The sequence below is a fragment of the Lentzea sp. NPDC005914 genome (genome assembly GCF_040629405.1).
Classification (GTDB): domain Bacteria; phylum Actinomycetota; class Actinomycetes; order Mycobacteriales; family Pseudonocardiaceae; genus Lentzea.
Genome location: NZ_JBEXVQ010000007.1, coordinates 45,999 through 63,400 on the forward strand (window position 1 = coordinate 45,999; position 17,402 = coordinate 63,400).

The window sequence follows — 17,402 nt, forward strand, 5'->3', positions numbered from 1 at the left end:
GGTCTCGGCCACGGAACTCAGCCCGCCGGGACACCTGGGGTGAACGGGGCTCGTCCACCGGCGGCGCTGGCGTTGGCGGGACGAGAAGCGGACCATGGACGAGTGAGATTGTCCGCTGTGGACAACCTGAAGGTGATCCTCGTGGCGTGGGTCATCGGCGGCCACGCGCTGCTGGGCTACGCCGCGATCGGGGGCTGGCCGTACGACGAGGTCAACGAGGTCACGTTCCACTCCGGTGTCGAGACGGCACTGGCGGCGGTGATCGGGCCGTCCGGGTTGTTCTTCATGGGCACGTTCTACTTCATGGCCGGGATCTTCACGCCCGGCTCGATCGAGCGCAAAGGGCGGCAGCGGTTCATCGCCGAACGGCTCGTCCGGCTCGGCACGCCCTGGGTCGTCACCGCTCTCGTCGTCTGGCCCACGTTCGTGTGGATCGCCTACAACGGGGCCGGGGAGAACGTGAGCTGGTGGCACGCGTTCACGCACCGCAATCCGTTGCTGGACAGCGGATCGCTGTGGTTCGTGGGCGTGCTGCTGATCTTCAGCGTCGCACTGGCCTTCGCGCCGCCCGTCCAAGAACGCACCATCACCACGCGGACCGTGCTGAGCATGACGATGATCGTCGCGGGCACGACGTTCCTGACGCGGCTGGTCTTCCCGGCCAGAAGCGGACAGGTCGGCGACCTGCACCTGTGGTGGTGGCCCCAGTGCCTCGGGATGTTCCTGCTGGGCGCGATCGGCGGCAGGAAGCTGGCGGAACGGGTGCCGGACGACATCTACCGGGCGAGCCGCAACGTCGTCGTCGCCACGATCGTGGTCCTTCCCCTCGGCGCGGCGTTGCTCGGCGTGCTGGACCTCGCGCACAACGCCGACCCGTTCCTCGGCGGCTGGAGGTGGCAGGCGCTGGTACTGGCGCTGGTCGAGGGAATCCTGGTGGTGGCGGGCAGTCTGTGGCTCATCGGGCTGGCCCAGCGCAGGCTGACCGGCCAGGGACCCTTCACCGAAGGCCTGGCGCGGTCCGCCTACGTCGCTTTCGTCGTGCAGGGACCGATTCTGCTGAGCCTCGCGACGGCCCTGCGCCCGCTCGCAATGCCGGCCGAGGTCAAAGCACCGGTGGTGGGCGCGGGAGCTATCGCGGTGTCGTTCGCGATCGGCTGGTACGTCACTTCACGCCGAGGCGCTTCAACACGCTCGTCGTGATCCCGGCCGCGTCCAGGCCGTGAGCGCGCAGGATGCGGGCGCGCGAGTCGTGCGGCAGGAAGCGCGGCGGCAACGCGAAGGTCGCCACGCAGGTCGGTGTGCCGGTCAGCGCCTGACCGAGGCGCGCGCCCAGTGCACCCGTCGACGTCGTGTCCTCGACGGCGAGAACCAGTCGATGGCGGCCGCTGTACTTGACGAGGTGCGGGTCGAGCGGAGCTGTCCAGCGAGGGTCGACCACGGTGACGCGCACGTCATGTCCAGCGAGCTCCTCCGCCGCGGCCAAACAGGGACCCGCCAAGGGACCGGCCGCGATCAGCAGCACCTCGGCGTCCGGGACCTCGCGCAACACGTCGAAATGGCTCACCCGGCGCAGAGCGGGGATGTCCGGGCCGACAGAGGCCTTCGGGTAGCGCACGACCGTGGGCCCGTCGGACACGGAAACGGCCTCGCGCAACAACTCGGCCAGGGAAGCGGGATCGCGCGGAGCAGCCAGCCGCAGACCAGGTACGACGGGCAGCACGGACGCGTCCCACATGCCGTGGTGCGAGGCACCGTCGGCACCCGTGACGCCGGCGCGGTCCAGGACGAACGTCACCGGCAACCGGTGCAGCGCGACGTCCATCAGCAGCTGGTCGAACGCCCGCGACAGGAAGGTCGCGTAGATGGCGACCACCGGGTGCAACCCGCCCATCGCCATACCGGCGGCGGACGTCACGGCGTGCTGCTCGGCGATCCCGACGTCGAAGACCCGCGAGGGGAACTTCAGCGAGAACGGCCGCAGCCCCACGGGTTCCAGCATCGCCGCCGTCAGGCAGACGACGTCGGGACGCGAGGAACCGATCGCGACGATTTCGTCCGAGAACACGTCGGTCCAGGTCCGGTCGCCGGACGAACCGGTGGCACCGACCGCGTGCATGTGGTCGGTCTCGTCGGTCTCGGCGGCCGAATACCCCTTGCCCTTCACGGTCTTGCAGTGCACGACGACAGGCCGCCCGAGCGCTTTGGCTTCCCACAGGGCGTTCTCGACGGCGTGCACGTCGTGGCCGTCGACCTCACCGATGTAGGCGAGTCCCAAAGCCTCGAACAGCCCACGAGCCGTGCCGGCCACCAGCGAGGCCGCGAACCCACCGGCGGTCGGGTCGTAGGAGCGGCCGTTGTCGTTCAGCAGCACTACAACCGGACGAGAAGCGCCGCCGATGTTGTTGAGGGCCTCCCAGCACATACCACCGGTCAGAGCGCCGTCACCGACGATGGCGACGACCCTGCGATCGGTACCGGCCAGCTCGAAAGCCTTCGCCAGACCGTCCGCATAGGACAGTGCGGTGGACGCGTGCGAGTTCTCGATCACGTCGTGCGCGGACTCGGCCGCGGACGGATAGCCCGACAGGCCACCGGCCTGCCGCAGGGAGTCGAAGTCGGAGACACGCCCGGTCAGCATCTTGTGCACGTAGGACTGGTGCCCGGTGTCGAACAGCACCACGTCGACGGGCGAGGCGAACACCCGGTGCACCGCGATGGTCAGCTCGACGGCACCCAGGTTCGGCCCCAGATGCCCGCCGGTCCGGTGCACCTTGGAGATCAGGAACGACCGGATCTCCGCGGCCAGCGGGGAAAGCGAGGCGGACGGAAGCGCCCGCACGTCGGCGGGTGAGGCGATGTCAGCCAGCACTGCGCACCGCCGGCGGCAGCGTGAATGCGATCGTCTCGGTGGCGGTCGTGTGCGTGGACACCGTCACGGATCCCAAGGCCCGCAAGGCCGAGACCACCTCGTCGACCAGTTCTGGCGGAGCGGACGCGCCGGCCGACAGACCCACCGAGGCGACCCCGGTCAGCCAGGCGGGGTCGATCTCCGAGGCGTCGTCGATCAGGTAGGCCGGAGTGCCACCGCGCGCCGCCAGCTCGACCATCCGCACTGAGTTGGACGAGTTCTTCGAGCCCACCACCAGCACCAGATCGGACTGCGCGGCGACGTCCCGGATCGCGATCTGCCGGTTCGTGGTGGCGTAACAGATGTCGTCCGACCCCGGCCCGCGCAGCTGCGGGAACTTCCGCTGGAGGGCCTCGATCACCTCGGCCGTCTCGTCCACGGCCAGTGTCGTCTGCGTCAGATAGGAGACGGGCCCGCTGATCTCCAGGGCGAGCACGTCCTCGACCGTCTCCACCAGCACCATCCGGTCGGGCGCTTCTCCCAGCGTCCCTTCGACCTCCTCGTGCCCGGCGTGACCGATCAGCACGATGGTGTCGCCGCGCTCGGCGAAGCGCCGGGCCTCGGAGTGCACCTTCGTCACCAGAGGACAGGTCGCGTCCAGCACGTCCAGCGACCGCGAGACGGCCTCGGCACGAACAGCGGGGGAGACGCCGTGCGCGGAGAAGACCGCCGTGGCGCCGTGCGGCACCTCGGACAGCTCCTCCACGAACACGGCGCCACGAGCCTCCAGCGACCGGACGACGTGGACGTTGTGCACGATCTGCTTGCGCACGTAGATGGGGCCGCCGCGCTGGTCGAGCAGCCGTTCCACAATCTCGATGGCGCGCTCCACCCCGGCGCAGAACGACCGGGGTGAGGCGAGCAGCACCGAACGCGGCGGGTGTTGCGTCATCGAGTGCCTTCCGGAAGGAGTGTTCAGTGGTCCCGGTGGGTGACCAGCTGAGCGAGCGTGCCCAGTTCGACTGCCGCACGCGCGGTCGGGGAGGCCTCGCCGAGATGGACCAGGGCCTGCGTGTGCAGCTCGTCGGCCTGTGTCTGGCTCCACGCGCGACCGCCGGCCAGATCAACCAGGGATGCCGCCCGCGCAAGCGTTTCCGCGTTCATCTCCTGCGAGCCTGTGTAGAGAGACGCCAGCTCGGCGGCGTAGACGGCATCGGAGTTCAGCGCGTACACCACCGGTAGCGACTTCTTGCGGTTGGCCAGGTCCGAGTGCACGGCCTTGCCCGTCACCTCCGGGTCGCCCCAGATGCCGAGCAGGTCGTCCACGTGCTGGAACGCCAGTCCGAGCTCGCCGCCGTAGCCGCGCATGGCCTCGACCTGCTCGTCGGTGCCGTCGCCGTACAGCGCGCCCAGAGCCGTTGAGGCACCGAGCAAAGCGCCCGTCTTGCCGCGGGCCATCTGCTCCACTTCGGACACGGCGACATCCGAACGCGTCTCGAAGTCGAGGTCGAACGCCTGCCCTTCGAGCAACGCCACAACAGCGTCACCCAGCGTCCGGATCGCTTCGAGAGCGCGCGGATGTCCGGACGCCGCGAGCACGTCCACCGCCAGCGCCTGCAACGCGTCGCCCGCCAGGATGGCCGCGTTCACACCGAACACGGTCCAGGCCGTGGCCCGGTGGCGACGGGTCGTGTCGTGGTCCATCACGTCGTCGTGCAGCAGCGAGAAGTTGTGGATCAGCTCCACCGCGACCGCCGCCGGAACGGCCGACGCCGCGCGGCCGCCGACGGCCTCGGCCGCCAGCAGCACCAACGCCGGGCGGATGGACTTGCCGCCGTTCTCCAGCACCGGGTTGCCGTACTCGTCGCGCCACCCGTGGTGGTACTCCGCGATCGTGCGCATCGACGGCGGCAGCTGTTCGACGGCCTTGCGCAGAGCCGGGAGCACGAGGCCCCGGCTCCACGCGAGCACCTCGCCGGAGGGTCTGCCCGCCGCGAGAAGTTCGGTCATTTCCGCTGTCATGGCTAGAGACCGATCTCCACGTTCTCCAGCACGCCCAGCGCGTCCGGCACCAGCACCGCGGCCGAGTAGTACGTCGACACCAGGTACTTGAGCATCGCGTGCTCGTCGATGCCCATGAACCGCACGTTGAGACCGGGCTCGTACTCGTCCGGGATGCCGGTCTGGCGCAGGCCGACGACACCCTGCTTCTCCTCGCCCAGGCGCATCGCGAGGATCGACGTGGTGCCGTTCTTGTTCACCGGGATCTTGTCGCACGGCGCGATCGGGATGCCCCGCCACGACTGCAGCGGCTTGCCCTCGACCTCGACCGTCGGCGCGTACAGGCCGCGCGCCGACAGCTGCCGGCCGAACGCCGCGATCGCCTTGGGGTGGGCCAGGATCAGCTTGGTGTTGCGGCGCCGCGAGATCAGCTCGTCCATGTCGTCCGGCGTCACCGGGCCGGACCGGGTGCTGACCCGCTGCTTGAGGTCGGCGTTGGCGAGCAGGCCGAACTCCTTGTTGTTGACGAGCTCGAACTCCTGCCGTTCGCGCAGCGCCTCGATCGTCAGCCGCAGCTGGTGCTCGACCTGGTCCATCGGCTGGCTGTAGAGGTCCGCCACACGCGTGTGGACGCGCAGGATCGTCTGCGCCACCGACAGCTCGTACTCACGCGGCCGCAGCTCGTAGTCCACGAACGTGCTGGGCAGCGTCGGCTCGCCGTCGTGGCCCGACGAGATGTCGATCTCCGCCTCGCCGTGCTTGTTCGATGCGGTCGTCGGGTTCGCCAGCTGCTGCGCGATGTGTTCGCGCAACGGCTCGATCTGACCGTTGAGCTGGTTGAACCGGGCCCGCGTCAGCACGACGGCGGTCGTCGGCGTCAACGCTCGCGCGGTGAAGCTCCAGTTCTTCTCGGTGCCGGACAGGACGGCCTCGTCGCCGAGGTACTCGCCGTCCGCGATCGTGCCCAGCGCCACGTCGTCGCCGTACTCGCCGAGGCCGGTCTTGGTGACCTTGCCGTGCGCGATGACGATGATCTCGTCGACCGGCCCGCCGCGTTCCGTGATCGCCTCGCCGGGCTGGTACTCGCGCTGCTCGAAGCGGTTCGCGACGACGGTCAGTGCCTCCTCGTCCTCGAACCCGCGCAGCAGCACGAACTCCGCCAGCTCCTGCGGCACGATCCGCACCTCGGACCCGACGCTGGTGAACGTGACGCGGCCGTCGCCGATCGCGAACGTGAGCCGCCGGTTGACCCGGAACGCGCCACCCTTGGCCTCGACCCACGGAAGCATTCGCAGCAGCCAGCGGGGAGAGATCCCCTGCATCTGCGGTGCGGACTTGGTGGTCGTCGCGAGGTTGCGCGCAGCGGCCCGCGACAGGCTCATCTGCTTGTCCTCGACCCCAAGGCCCGGATCGGTAACAGTCACTGCGAGTCCAATCTACTGACGAACGAGAACTGCGGCGGTGCCGAGTCCCGTGGGGGAGTGGAACGACTTCCGGGTGGGGGTGGGGGAGAAGCTGAATCGGCCGGATCTCTGCGACCAGAGCAGTTCGCCGGCGAGCCACGACTTGAGTGCTTCGACGTACCGGTGCAGCCCGGCACGCGCCTCCTCGTCGAGGTGGTACTCCTGAACCAGCGACGGCAGCTCGGCGATGATCGACTCGATCTGCCGCAACCGGGCGGCGACCAGGTCCGCGACCACCGAGACGGCCTGTTGCAGCTCGCACTCGAAGAACTGCTGCACCGCGAGCACCGCGCTCGTCGTGCTGGCACCGGAGCCGTAGAAGGCGTCGAACCCGAGAATCTCCTGACGCAGCCCGGGAACGTCGCCGAACGAGTCGACCAGCGCGCGCATCGTCGAGTTGCGCAACAACTCCGCGGGCAGTTCGGCGCTCACGGACTTCTGCGCGAGCGCCGCGGACAGGTCGCCGGCGTTGGTCTTGCGCCGCATCTCGACGAGGTCGATCGGGTCGGGCACACGGCCCTGGGCGGTGTTGTGCAGCTCCCACGCCAGCCCGTCCAGGATGTCCGTGACGCCGGCACGGTCATCGTCGTCCAAAGAGGACCTTGAGACCAGGTCGGCGAGACCCTTCTCCGCGGGGTTCATCGGCAGCACCGACCCCGATGCGAGGATCTCCTCGAGCCGCGCGATGAACGCCTTGCCGCCCGGCACGTTGCGCGGCCGCAGAAAACCCTCGCGGAACACGTCGTGCAGGTAGAAACCCCACGTGTGCCAGTCGTTGATGTGCTTCAGGTCTTCCAGCGACGCCGTCGGGTGCGTGAGCGGACCGAAGCCGCCGTAGTCCGCCGCGTCGTAGAACGCCTCGGTCCACGGCGCGCCGCCCAGCATGCCCATGTCGCGCACCCACGCCTTGGTGTGCTGGCGAACCCGGTCGGCGTGCGGGGAAAGCCTTGCCGCGAACGGCATGTCGAACTCAACCACGAGACACCCCCAGCCACGCGCCGGACGTGCCCAGACCCGTCGGCCCGCGCAGGATCGTGCGGAAGAACGCGGAGTTGCCCGCGCCGCCACCTTCGACCTTCGTGTAGCGACCGGCGTGCAGGTGCCACTCGTGGCCACCGGACTGCCAGTCCTGCAGACCCTTCACGTACTTGAGCACCCGCGCCTGCTCCAGCGGGTCGACGCCGTGCTCGGCGAACAACGTCGGCAGCTCGGTGAACACGGTGTTCTCGAACTGGTGCAGCCGCGAGGTCAGCAGGGTGTTCACGGCCTCGACCGCGGTCTGCGTGTCGTGACCGAAGAACTTCTCGAACACCAGCACCCCGTTGGAGTTCTCGCCCTCGCGCTGCACCTCGCGCTCGTACGAGAAGATGTCGTTGCGCAGGTGGATCGCGTCGGAGAACGTGTCGGAGAGCACCCGCAACGGCCGGGTGCGCGCGATCGACGCGGGCACCTCGGCCGCCTCGGAGACCTCGACCAGGTTCGCCGACCACGGTGCGCCGCCGACCTTGCGGCGCATCTCGATGTACTCGATCGGGTTGGCGACGGTGCCGGACGCCATGTTCTTGATCTCCCACATGCACTCGAGCAGGAGGTTGTGGGTGCTCGTGGTGAAGCGGCGCCGCCAGTCCTGCGACATCAGCGGGATCGTGCGCTGCCAGAGGTCGACGAGTCCGCGTTCGGTCGGGTTGACGGGCTCCGGCGACGGGTCCGTGCCGTTGATCGGCATCAACGCGGGCAACCGGTCGAGGTACGCCTTCGCCCGAGCGACGTCCGTGGCCTTCTTGAGCTGTATTTCACTCTTGAACAGGTCGAAGAACTCGTCGTCGAAGTAGAAGACCCAGACGTACCAGTCCGTGATGAGGTCGAGGATCTCCGCGGGGGCGTCGGGGTGGGTCCACGCGCACATGAACCCGTAGTCGTCGCCCGCGAGGATCTCCTCGGTCCACACCCCGGTGCCGAGCATGCCCATGTCCCGCGCCCACTGTGTCGAGTGGACGCGGGCGCGCTCGAGGTGCGGGTTCATCCGCGCCGGGTGGGGCACGTAGAACTCCGGCATGGTGAAGGCTGTCAACTCAGCCCTCGCGGCCGAGCTCGACGTGCTCCAGGACACCGATCGCGTCCGGCACCATGATGGCGGCCGAGTAGTAGGCGCTGACCAGGTAGTTGATGATCGCCTGGTCGTTGATCCCCATGAACCGCACCGAAAGGCCCGGCTGGTACTCGTCGGGGATGCCGGTCTGGTGCAGGCCGATGACGCCCTGGTTCTGCTCGCCCGTGCGGATGAGCATCACCGACGACGTGCGGGTGTCCGAGACCGGGATCTTGTTGCACGGCAGCACGGGGATGCCGCGCCACGCCGGCACCTGCTGGCCGTTGAAGTCGATGTGCTGCGGGTAGATGCCGCGCTTGTTGAGCTCACGGCCGAACGCCGCGATCGTGCGCGGGTGGGCCAGGAAGTAGCCGGGGTCCTTCCACACCACCGAGAGCAGCTCGTCGAAGTCGTCCGGGGTGGGCGGGCCGGAGCGGGTGTGGATGCGCTGCTTGAGGTCCGCGTTGTGCAGCAGGCCGAACGACCGGTTGTTGACGATCTCGTGCTCCTGGCGCTCGCGCAGGGCTTCGATCGTGAGCCGCAACTGCTGCTCGACCTGGTCCATCGGCTGGTTGTAGAGGTCCGCGACACGCGTGTGGACCTGCAGCACGGTCTGGGCGACGCTCAGCTCGTACTCGCGCGGCGAGAGCTCGTAGTCGACGAACGTTCCGGGCAGCACCGGCTCGCCGTCGTGGCCCGCCGCCATGTCGATCTCGGCCTCGCCGAAGTCGTTCTGGGGCCTGTTGCGGCTGTTGTAGGCCTGCTGGATGTGGGCGCGCAGGCCGCCGGCCTCGCCGTTGAGGGCCTGGAAGTCGTTCCAGGACAGCGTGAGCACGGTGACCGGGGTGACGGCCTTGGCGCTGTACTCCCACTCGCCCTGCGGCCCGGCCAGGACGGTCTCGCCGAAGTACTCGCCGTCGGCCAGGTTGCCGAGCACGGTGTCGCCGCCGTACTCACCGGTGCCGATCTTGTCGACCTTGCCGTGCGCGATCAGCACGACGGTGTCCTTCGGACGGCCCTTCTCGACGATGAGGTCGCCGATGCCGAACTCCTGCTGCTGGAAGCGGCCGGCGAGCGCGGCGAGCACCGCGTCGTCGTCGAAGCCCTTCAGCAGTGACAGTTCGGTGAGCTCCATCGGGACGACGCGGATCTCGGCGCCCGTGTTGGTGAACGAGACGCGGCCGTCGCCCAGCGTGTAGGTGAGACGGCGGTTGACGCGGTAAGCACCACCCGCGGCCTGGACCCAGGGCAGCACCTTGAGCAGCCAGCGGGAAGTGATTCCCTGCATCTGCGGGACGGACTTGGTGGTCGTGGCCAGATTACGAGCGGCGGCCGTGCCCAAACTCAGCTGCTGACGGCCCTCATTGAGGTCAGAATCCGTCACAGTCACAACCTGCACCCACCTATCTCAATGCGCTAATGGACCAATCCGATAAGCCGGAACGGACGTTAGTTCTCGCGATTGAGCGCTGTGAAGGGGCCAAAAAGGCGACATTCGGGTGGGTGCATTACGCCTGTTGCCGCTACGGAGCGTACAACTGGTGCACTACGCAAGGACTTGTGTATCGGCAGGTGGGTGACGCATTTCTATTCGTAGATGAGTGGAATAGGGCACTCGTTTGGCCCAGTAGGATCACCCTTTTGAGCGCATTGGTGAGTGATGCTCTACTGCTATACGACACCACTCCGAGTGGGTCGGAATCCACTCGAAGCGGTGTGTATCAATACAACATTGCGCCTCTCGGTGCTACCCGGAACCGATGTCCGGATTTTGTACCAAGGACTATTCGTGCTATTGTGCGTCGCGGGAGTTCAGGAATGATTCCACCTGAGTGACGACGAACTCGTGGTCCTCGGCCTGGGGCAGACCGGACACACCGACCGTGCCGACCGGGCCGGTGCCGCGCAGGATGACCGGGAAGACGCCGCCGTGCGCCGCGTACAGCGCCGGGTCCAGGTGCGACTGCGCCTCGAACGTCGTGCCCTTCTCGCGGAACGTCGTGCCAACGTAGAACGAACTGTGGCCGAACAGCTCGACCACGCGGGCCTTGCGCTCCAGCCACCGGTCGTTGTCCGGCGCGGTGCCGGGCAGTGCGGCGTGGAAGAGCCGATGTCCGTTGCGCTGCACCGAGATCGCGATCGGCAGGCCCTGTTCGCGGGCCGCGTCGAGCAGGTGCAGGCCGAGTTCGATCGCGACGTCGTTGCCGAACCGCGTGAACTGCAGGCGCCGCTCCTGGGCGAGAAGCTCTTCCGAGTTCACAGTTCCACCACCCGGTTCTCGCGCGCGGACGTGAACGCGGCCTCGATGACCTCGAGCGCGTAGACGCTGCTCGCGGGGTCGACCGGGATCCGCCCGGCCCGCAGTTCGGCGTAGAAGTTCTGGTACGCACCGGGTTCCACGGGGATTTCCGCGGTCTCGCCGAGGACTCCGAGCTCGCCGGTGCGGTCTTCGCGACCCCAGTCCGGGTCGGTCGGGCGGCGGCCGGCGTCGAGCGCGTCCTCCTGCTCGTCCATGCCGCTGATCACGAACGCGCCCTCGCTGCCGAGCACGCGGAACCGCGGCCCGTGGTGGGCGGCGTGCGCGTTGGCCCACAGGTGCGAGCGGGCGCCGTTCTCGTGCGTCAGCGCCACGAACACGTCGTCGTCGACCTGCGCGCCCGGCCTGCGCAGGTCCAGTTCGGCGTAGACGCTCTTGACCGGCCCGAAGAGCTGCAGCGCCTGGTCGACGAGGTGCGCGCCGAGGTCGTAGAGGAGGCCGCCGGCTTCGGCTTTGTCGCCGAACTCGCGCCAGTTGTCCCAGATCTCCGGCACCCAGCGCTCGTATCGAGACTCGAACCGCCGAACTTCGCCCAGTTGGCCGATGATCTTGCGCACGGTGAGGAAGTCGCTGTCCCAGCGGCGGTTCTGGAAGACCGTGAGCGGCACGCCCTTCGCCTTGGCTGAGGCCACGAGATCCTTCGCCTCGGTGCTGGTGGGCGCGAACGGCTTGTCGACGACGACCGCGACACCCTTGTCGATGGCGCGCTTCGCGTACTCGACGTGGGTGCGGTTCGGGGTGGCGACGACGATCAGGTCGAGGTCCATCTCGAACAGCTCGTCCGCGGTCACGATCTTGGCGTCCGGGTACGCGGCACCGGCCTGCGCCTGCCGCTTCGGGTTCGCCGTGACGATGGCGACGAGGTCCATGCCCTCCGTCGAGGAGATGAGCGGGGCGTGGAAGACCCGTCCCGCGATGCCGTAGCCCAGGAGTCCGACTCGTGTCATGCTTCTCATTAAAGCAACGCTGTTGCATAATTGCTACGTGGACCTCACCTCGCTGCGTTCGCACAACAACCGGACCGTGCTCGGTCTGGTGCGCAAAGGAGCTCTGAGCAGGGCGGACATCTCTGCCGCCGTGGAGCTGACCCCGCAGGCGGTCTCGAAGATCGTGGCGCGGCTCATCGAGCAGGGCCTGCTGGAGGAGACCGGCGCGGTCCGTGCCGGAGGCCGTGGCAAGCCCCGGATGGCGCTCCAGTTGCGCGCCGATGGGGCGCAGGCGTACGGGGCGTACGTCGACCGCGACGAGCTGCGGGTGGTGCTGCTCGACCTTACCGGCGAGGTGGTGTCGTCCTCGGTCGTACCGCTGCCCGCGCTGTTCACGCCGGACGACGTGCTGGAGGCGCTGGTCCCGCTGGTCGAGCTGGGGGAGCGGGTGCTCGGGCTGGGCATCGGAATCGCCGGGCCGCTGGACTTCGCGAGCGGCGTGGTCGACCCGAACGGCCTGCCGGGCTGGAAGGGCGTGCCGCTGCGCGCGTTGGCCGAGGAACGGCTCGGTCTGCCCGTGGTCGTCGACAAGGACACGAACGCGGCGGTGCTCGCCGAGGCGTGGCACCGGCCGATGCGGGACGCGGCAGTGGTGTACGCGGGCACGGGCCTGGGTGCGGGGTTGTTGCTGGGCGGCGAGGTGCACCGCGGCGCACGGTCGGGCGCCGGCGAGTTCGGGCACACCACGATCCAGCTCGACGGACCGCTCTGCGTGTGCGGGCGGCGCGGATGCGTGGAGGTGGTGCACGCGGTTGCCGGGGCGGCCGCACCGAAGGTGCTCGGCGCGGCGGTGGCGAACCTGGTGCAGCTCCTGGATCTGGACCAGATCGTCCTGAGTGGACGGAAGGTGCTGGAGGCCCAGGACGCGTACCTCGCGGCGATGCCGGACGTGGACGTGAGCGTCACGGCGTACGGCGCCGACCTGGTTCCCGTCGGCGCGGGGCTGCTGGTCCTGGGCGAGTTGTTCTAGCCTGAGGGGCGTGGACGTCGAGCACGTCATCGGCCTGCCGCACCCCAGGCTGCGGCCGTTCGTCACGCGGTACTCCGGGTATCGGATGCACACCGAGCCCGGCATTCACCGCGGCCTGCCGTCGCGGTCGCTCACCCTCGTCGTGACGATGGACGGCACCGTCGACCTCGCGGAAGGCCGGTTCGCGACGCTGTGCGGCGGCCTGCACGACGAGGCCGTGCTCATCACGCACAACGGTTTCCAGCACGGGATCCAGTGCTCTTTGACGCCGTTGGGCGCGCGGGCGTTCTTCGGCATGCCCGCCGCCACGCTCTCCGGGACGTCGGTGGGGCTGGACGTCCTCGATGCTCCGGCCGCTGAACTGCGGGAACGAGTGCAGACAGCGCCGACGTGGGCCGACCGGTTCGCTGCGCTGGACCTCGTGCTGGGCCGGTTGCTGCGACCGGTGAAGCAGCAGGTCGAGGTCGCGTGGGCGTGGCAACGGGTTTCGGAAGGTCTGTCGGTCGGGGAGATCGCGGCCGAGGTCGGGTGGAGCCGGCAGCACCTGAGCGCGCGGTTCGCCGCCGAGTACGGGCTGACGCCCAAGGTCATGGGGCGCGTGATGCGGTTCGAGCGGGCGAACCGGATGCTGCGCGGCGAGGTCCGGCCCACGCTGACCGAGGTGGCCGTGGCCTGCGGCTACACCGACCAGGCGCACTTCAACCGGGACTGGCGGGCGCTGTGCGGGGCGACCCCGACCGAGTGGATCGCGGCCGAGCTTCCATTCGTACAAGGCAGCGAGGACGTGCCGGCCGCAAGGTAGTGGCATGACTACACCCGCACCTACCTGTTGGCCCACTTTGTCCTACCAGGACGCACCGGCCGCGATCCGGTTTCTCGTGGAAGGGTTCGGCTTCAAGGAGCATCTCGTCGTGCCCGGTGAGGCCGACGGCGAGGTCGTGCACTGCGAGATGGTCTGGCCCGAGGGCGGTGGCGTGATGCTGGGATCCGCCGAGCGCTCGGTCGGCGAGGTCACGGCGACGCACGTCGGAGCCGCTTCCGTGTACGTGGTGACCGATCGGCCGGACGAGATCTACACGCAGTGCATGGCGCACGGCGCGACGGAGATCCGCGGCTTGAAGGATGAGGACTACGGCTCGCGCGGCTTCACCGTGGCCGATCCCGAGGGCAACCGCTGGAGCTTCGGCACCTATCGCGGAGCCTGAAGCAACCTGGCGGCGAGATCTGGAGTCTCCAGGTGTGGAGAGGTTCACACCTAGGGGAGGACAGGTGCGCTTAGCGCGCTGTTTTGTGACCACCGTGATCGTCGCCGGGCTGGTCGGCCCGGCGACGGCGGCACACGCGGAGCCGAGAACCACCGCCGAGCCGCTCAGAACGCAGACCATCACGCTGATCAGCGGCGACGAGGTCGTCGTGAACGAACGCGGGGAGCTGGCCGGAGTCCAGGGACGGCCCGGCATGCGGTTCGCCGAGTACGTGCAGGACGGTCACCAGTACGTGGTGCCGGCGGACGCAGTCGAGGCGGTGACGCAGGACCGCGTCGACAAGCGCTTCTTCGACGTGACCGCGCTGCACTCGTTCGGCTACACCGACGACAAGATCGACCGGATTCCGGTGCTGGACAACGGCTTCCGCGCTGCCGCGGCGGTGCCGAAGAACGAGGCAGGGCAGCGCTGGAAGACCCGCGCGAACGCCCGTGCCGCCGGGAAGCTGTGGCTGAACGGCAAGGCGAACATCTCCCTGGACCAGAGCGTGCCGATGGTGGGCGCGCCCGCCGCGTGGCAGGCAGGGTTCGACGGCACCGGCGTCACCGTCGCGGTGCTCGACACGGGATACGACCAGAACCATCCCGAGCTCGCGGGTGTCGTGTCGGTGGCGAAGGACTTCACCCCGGCCGGCATCCAGGACAACATCGGCCACGGCACGCACGTCGCCTCGACGATCGCGGGCCGCGGCCAGAAGTACTCCGGTGTGGCGAAGGGCGCGAAGCTCGCGGTCGGCCGGGTCTGCGAGGGCACCTGGTGCCTGGAAAGCGCGATCCTGGCCGGCATGGAGTGGGCGGCGCGCGAGGTCAGGGCCAAGGTCGTCAACATGAGCCTCGGCAGCGAGATGTCGTCCGACGGCACGGACCCGTTGTCGGCCAAGGCGAACGAGCTCACGGCCGAGACCGGCGCGCTGTTCGTGGCAGCGGCGGGCAACCTGGGTGACCGTCGCAAGATCGGTGGACCGGCGGCGGCCGACGCGGCGCTGGCGGTCGCGAACCTGACCAAGTCCGGCACGGTGAACGAGTGGTCGACGCGCGGGCCGCGGTTCAAGGACTTCGCGGTCAAGCCCGACATCGCGGCGCCGGGCACGGACATCGTGGCCGCGCGCGCCGAGGGCACGCTGTGGGAGTACTACGTCGACGACCTGCACGCGCGGCTTACGGGCACGTCGATGGCGGCCCCGCACGTCGCCGGTGCCGCGGCGGTCCTGGCCCAGCGCAACCCGTCATGGACCGCCACTGAGCTCAAGGCCAACCTGATGGCGACGGTGAAGCCCCTTGCCGACAGTCCCGCGAACATCGGCGCCGGCCTGTTGGACGTGGGTCGCGCGGTGACGCAACAGGTGCGCGCGGACGTCGGCAGCCTGTCGTTCGGGTTGTTGGAATGGCCGCACACCAGGACGTTCACGAAGACGATCATCTACTCGAACTCCTCGGCACAGCCTGTTTCCCTTGTGTTGCAGCACGACCTCGGCGCGGACTTCTCCGTTCCCGCCTCGGTGACGGTGCCCGCCGGTGGCACGGCGGCGGTCGACGTGGTGCTGGACCCGCGCAAGGGCAACGGCAAGTTCTTCGGGCACGTCAAGGCTTCCGGCGGTGACGTCTCGCTGACCACCGCTGTCGGCGCGTACGTGCAGGAGGAGTACCGCACGCTGTCGTTGTCGATGATCGGCCGCGACGGCAAGCCGGTCCCCGACGAGTTCGTGGTGCTGGTCAACATGGCCACGCAGGAAGCCTCGCTGCTGGACATCTCCTACGGCGCCGGCTCGTCGCGGGTGCCTGTCGGCGACTACGCGGTGCTGGGCCGGATCGATGAGAAAACGCCGCACTACGACTGGTTCACGCCGGTGTCGGCGACCGAGGTGGCCGGCCGGGTGTCGCTGACCGCGGACACCACGATCACGCTGGACGCCAGGCAGGGCAAGCAGATCAGCGTCCAGCTCCCGGACTCCCGCTCGGAGGTGTGGTACCGCGCGGCCGACCTGCGCGTGCCGTGGAAACAGGGCGGCATCAGCGGTGTCGCGAGCATCATCGACGGCCGGGTGCCGTTGTACGGTCTGTCGTTCGGCCCGTCGCTGCCGGAGCTGACCTACAACTCGAACCTCAAGGGCGGCCAGCCGCTGGTCTCGGTCGTGGGCGGGTTCCCGGTGCGGTACTTCGAAAGCAGCCCTCGCCTGCCCGCGGGCGACCACCCGTTCGACGTGGCCGAGCGCGGTGGCGACGTGCGCGGCAAGCTGGCGCTCGTCCGTACCCCAGGTGAAGACGTGTACGAGGTCGCCCGCGCGATGCAGGCGGCGGGCGCGGCCGGTGTGCTGTGGGCGGGCCCGGTGCCGTTCGGGCGCGACGAGCGGACGGCCATCCCGGTGATCACCGTGGCCGAGCACCACGTGACGCCTTCGCGGCTGACGTTGCGCGCCATCAACGGATCGCCGGTGTCCTACACCTTGTACCTGCAGGACAAGGGTGCTTTGCCGGTCGGGACGAAGCAGATCCGCCACTCCGACCTGGCCGAGGTGAAGGCGCGCTACCACTCGTCCGGAGAGGGCGGCTGGGTCACCCAGCGCAACTACTCGGTGGTCGACGGCAAGCCCAACCTGAACACCGGCGCGCTGGACGAACAGCTCACGATTCCCGTGCAGCGCACCGAGTACTACACGGCGGGCAACGGCGTCAGCTGGCACCAGGAGGGCTTCGACAGCTCGACCGCCACGTCGTGGGCGGACCTCAAGCCGGTGACCTACGCGCCAGGCAAGAAGTACGACCGCTCGGACCTGCGCGCGGTCAGTTCGCCGCGGTTCGGCCGGCCGTCGCTCGTGACCTGGTCGCAGGGTGGCGGTGTGGAGCGCACCGGTGACGTCATCAGCGCGCGGATCTCACCGTTCGGCGGATCCACGTGGGCGGAGAACTGGCGGTTGAGCGGCTACGGCCAGCTCGAACTGCGTCACGACAACGTAGTGGTGGGCTACTCGGACATGCGCGCCGGCGACTTCACCGCACCGGAGCGTTCCGGGAAGTACCAGCTGATGCTGAACGCGTCCCGGGACACGTCGGCGTTGTCGACCTCGGTGCGCACCACGTGGGAGTTCTCCGCCGCGGCCGAGGGCCGGTTGCCGTTGCTGGAGGTCGACTACTCGGTGCCGGTGGACCTGCGCAACAGCTGGAAGGCCGGTGCACCGATGCCGGTGAAGTTCACCGCGTCGCGCCAATCGAGCACCGTACGTGGGCTGCACGCCTACGCATCGTTCGACGACGGGGCGAACTGGGTGCCGGCGAAGTCGATCGTGCCCCCTGGTGGGGCTCCTGGGGGTTACGTGTCGCTACGTGTGGTGGCTGAGGACACCGACGGCAACACGGTCGACCAAACGGTCTTGCGCGCCTACCGCCTTCGGGCGTAACCGCGCGGCCGTTCGGTCGTTGTAACCCCCTGCGGCACCTGCCCAGTTGTGCGCGAGACGAAGAAGGAC

14 protein-coding genes are annotated in these 17,402 nt (G+C 68.8%); 5 read left to right on the top strand and 9 right to left on the bottom strand.

Going from position 1 to position 17,402, the window contains the following annotated elements:
- Positions 1–102: 102 nt before the first annotated feature.
- A complete protein-coding gene (locus tag ABZ345_RS11740) occupies positions 103–1,200 on the top strand; it encodes an acyltransferase (RefSeq protein ID WP_359845895.1) in 1,098 nt (365 codons plus the stop codon).
- On the opposite strand, the gene ABZ345_RS11745 is transcribed toward ABZ345_RS11740, so the two are convergent.
- The 9 genes from ABZ345_RS11745 to ABZ345_RS11785 all read right to left on the bottom strand — a co-directional run bounded on the left by ABZ345_RS11745 (position 1,163) and on the right by ABZ345_RS11785 (position 11,665).
- On the bottom strand, positions 1,163–2,866 hold the full coding sequence (locus ABZ345_RS11745) for a 1-deoxy-D-xylulose-5-phosphate synthase (protein ID WP_359846631.1): 1,704 nt from the start codon (positions 2,864–2,866) through the stop codon (positions 1,163–1,165). The two genes, ABZ345_RS11740 and ABZ345_RS11745, sit on opposite strands and share 38 nt — an antisense overlap.
- Positions 2,859–3,800: a 4-hydroxy-3-methylbut-2-enyl diphosphate reductase gene (locus ABZ345_RS11750; protein WP_359845898.1), complete on the bottom strand. Its 942-nt coding sequence runs from the start codon at positions 3,798–3,800 to the stop codon at positions 2,859–2,861. Before ABZ345_RS11750 ends, ABZ345_RS11745 begins: the two co-directional genes overlap by 8 nt.
- Before the next feature lie 23 nt (positions 3,801–3,823).
- A complete protein-coding gene (locus tag ABZ345_RS11755) occupies positions 3,824–4,858 on the bottom strand; it encodes a family 2 encapsulin nanocompartment cargo protein polyprenyl transferase (protein ID WP_359845901.1) in 1,035 nt (344 codons plus the stop codon).
- Positions 4,859–4,872: 14 nt separating this feature from the next.
- Positions 4,873–6,231 (bottom strand): family 2B encapsulin nanocompartment shell protein, encoded by a 1,359-nt coding sequence (locus ABZ345_RS11760; RefSeq protein ID WP_359845904.1) that lies wholly within the window; start codon positions 6,229–6,231, stop codon positions 4,873–4,875.
- A 54-nt stretch (positions 6,232–6,285) separates the two neighbouring features.
- Positions 6,286–7,290 carry a hypothetical protein gene (locus ABZ345_RS11765; RefSeq protein ID WP_359845906.1) on the bottom strand — a complete coding sequence of 335 codons (1,005 nt, stop codon included), beginning with the start codon at positions 7,288–7,290 and terminating at the stop codon, positions 6,286–6,288.
- Positions 7,283–8,383: a hypothetical protein gene (locus ABZ345_RS11770; RefSeq protein WP_359845909.1), complete on the bottom strand. Its 1,101-nt coding sequence runs from the start codon at positions 8,381–8,383 to the stop codon at positions 7,283–7,285. Before ABZ345_RS11770 ends, ABZ345_RS11765 begins: the two co-directional genes overlap by 8 nt.
- 1 nt (position 8,384) lies before the next feature.
- Positions 8,385–9,791, bottom strand: coding sequence for a family 2B encapsulin nanocompartment shell protein (locus tag ABZ345_RS11775; RefSeq protein WP_359845912.1), 1,407 nt, complete (start codon positions 9,789–9,791; stop codon positions 8,385–8,387).
- 402 nt (positions 9,792–10,193) lie between these two features.
- Positions 10,194–10,661 (bottom strand): heme-degrading domain-containing protein, encoded by a 468-nt coding sequence (locus tag ABZ345_RS11780; protein ID WP_359845915.1) that lies wholly within the window; start codon positions 10,659–10,661, stop codon positions 10,194–10,196.
- The gene (locus tag ABZ345_RS11785; RefSeq protein WP_359845918.1) at positions 10,658–11,665 is read right to left on the bottom strand and encodes a Gfo/Idh/MocA family oxidoreductase; all 1,008 of its coding nucleotides are present in this window, start codon (positions 11,663–11,665) and stop codon (positions 10,658–10,660) included. Before ABZ345_RS11785 ends, ABZ345_RS11780 begins: the two co-directional genes overlap by 4 nt.
- Positions 11,666–11,702: 37 nt before the next feature.
- On the opposite strand from ABZ345_RS11785, the gene ABZ345_RS11790 reads away from it, so the two are divergent.
- From ABZ345_RS11790 to ABZ345_RS11805, 4 genes are all read left to right on the top strand, one after another.
- A complete protein-coding gene (locus tag ABZ345_RS11790; RefSeq protein WP_359845920.1) occupies positions 11,703–12,674 on the top strand; it encodes an ROK family transcriptional regulator in 972 nt (323 codons plus the stop codon).
- A gap of 10 nt (positions 12,675–12,684) precedes the next feature.
- Positions 12,685–13,476 carry an AraC family transcriptional regulator gene (locus ABZ345_RS11795; protein WP_359845923.1) on the top strand — a complete coding sequence of 264 codons (792 nt, stop codon included), beginning with the start codon at positions 12,685–12,687 and terminating at the stop codon, positions 13,474–13,476.
- 4 nt (positions 13,477–13,480) lie between these two features.
- Positions 13,481–13,879, top strand: a complete 399-nt coding sequence (locus ABZ345_RS11800; RefSeq protein ID WP_359845926.1) for a VOC family protein — start codon at positions 13,481–13,483, stop codon at positions 13,877–13,879.
- 85 nt (positions 13,880–13,964) lie between these two features.
- A complete protein-coding gene (locus ABZ345_RS11805) occupies positions 13,965–17,333 on the top strand; it encodes a S8 family serine peptidase (RefSeq protein WP_359845929.1) in 3,369 nt (1,122 codons plus the stop codon).
- Positions 17,334–17,402: the final 69 nt, after the last annotated feature.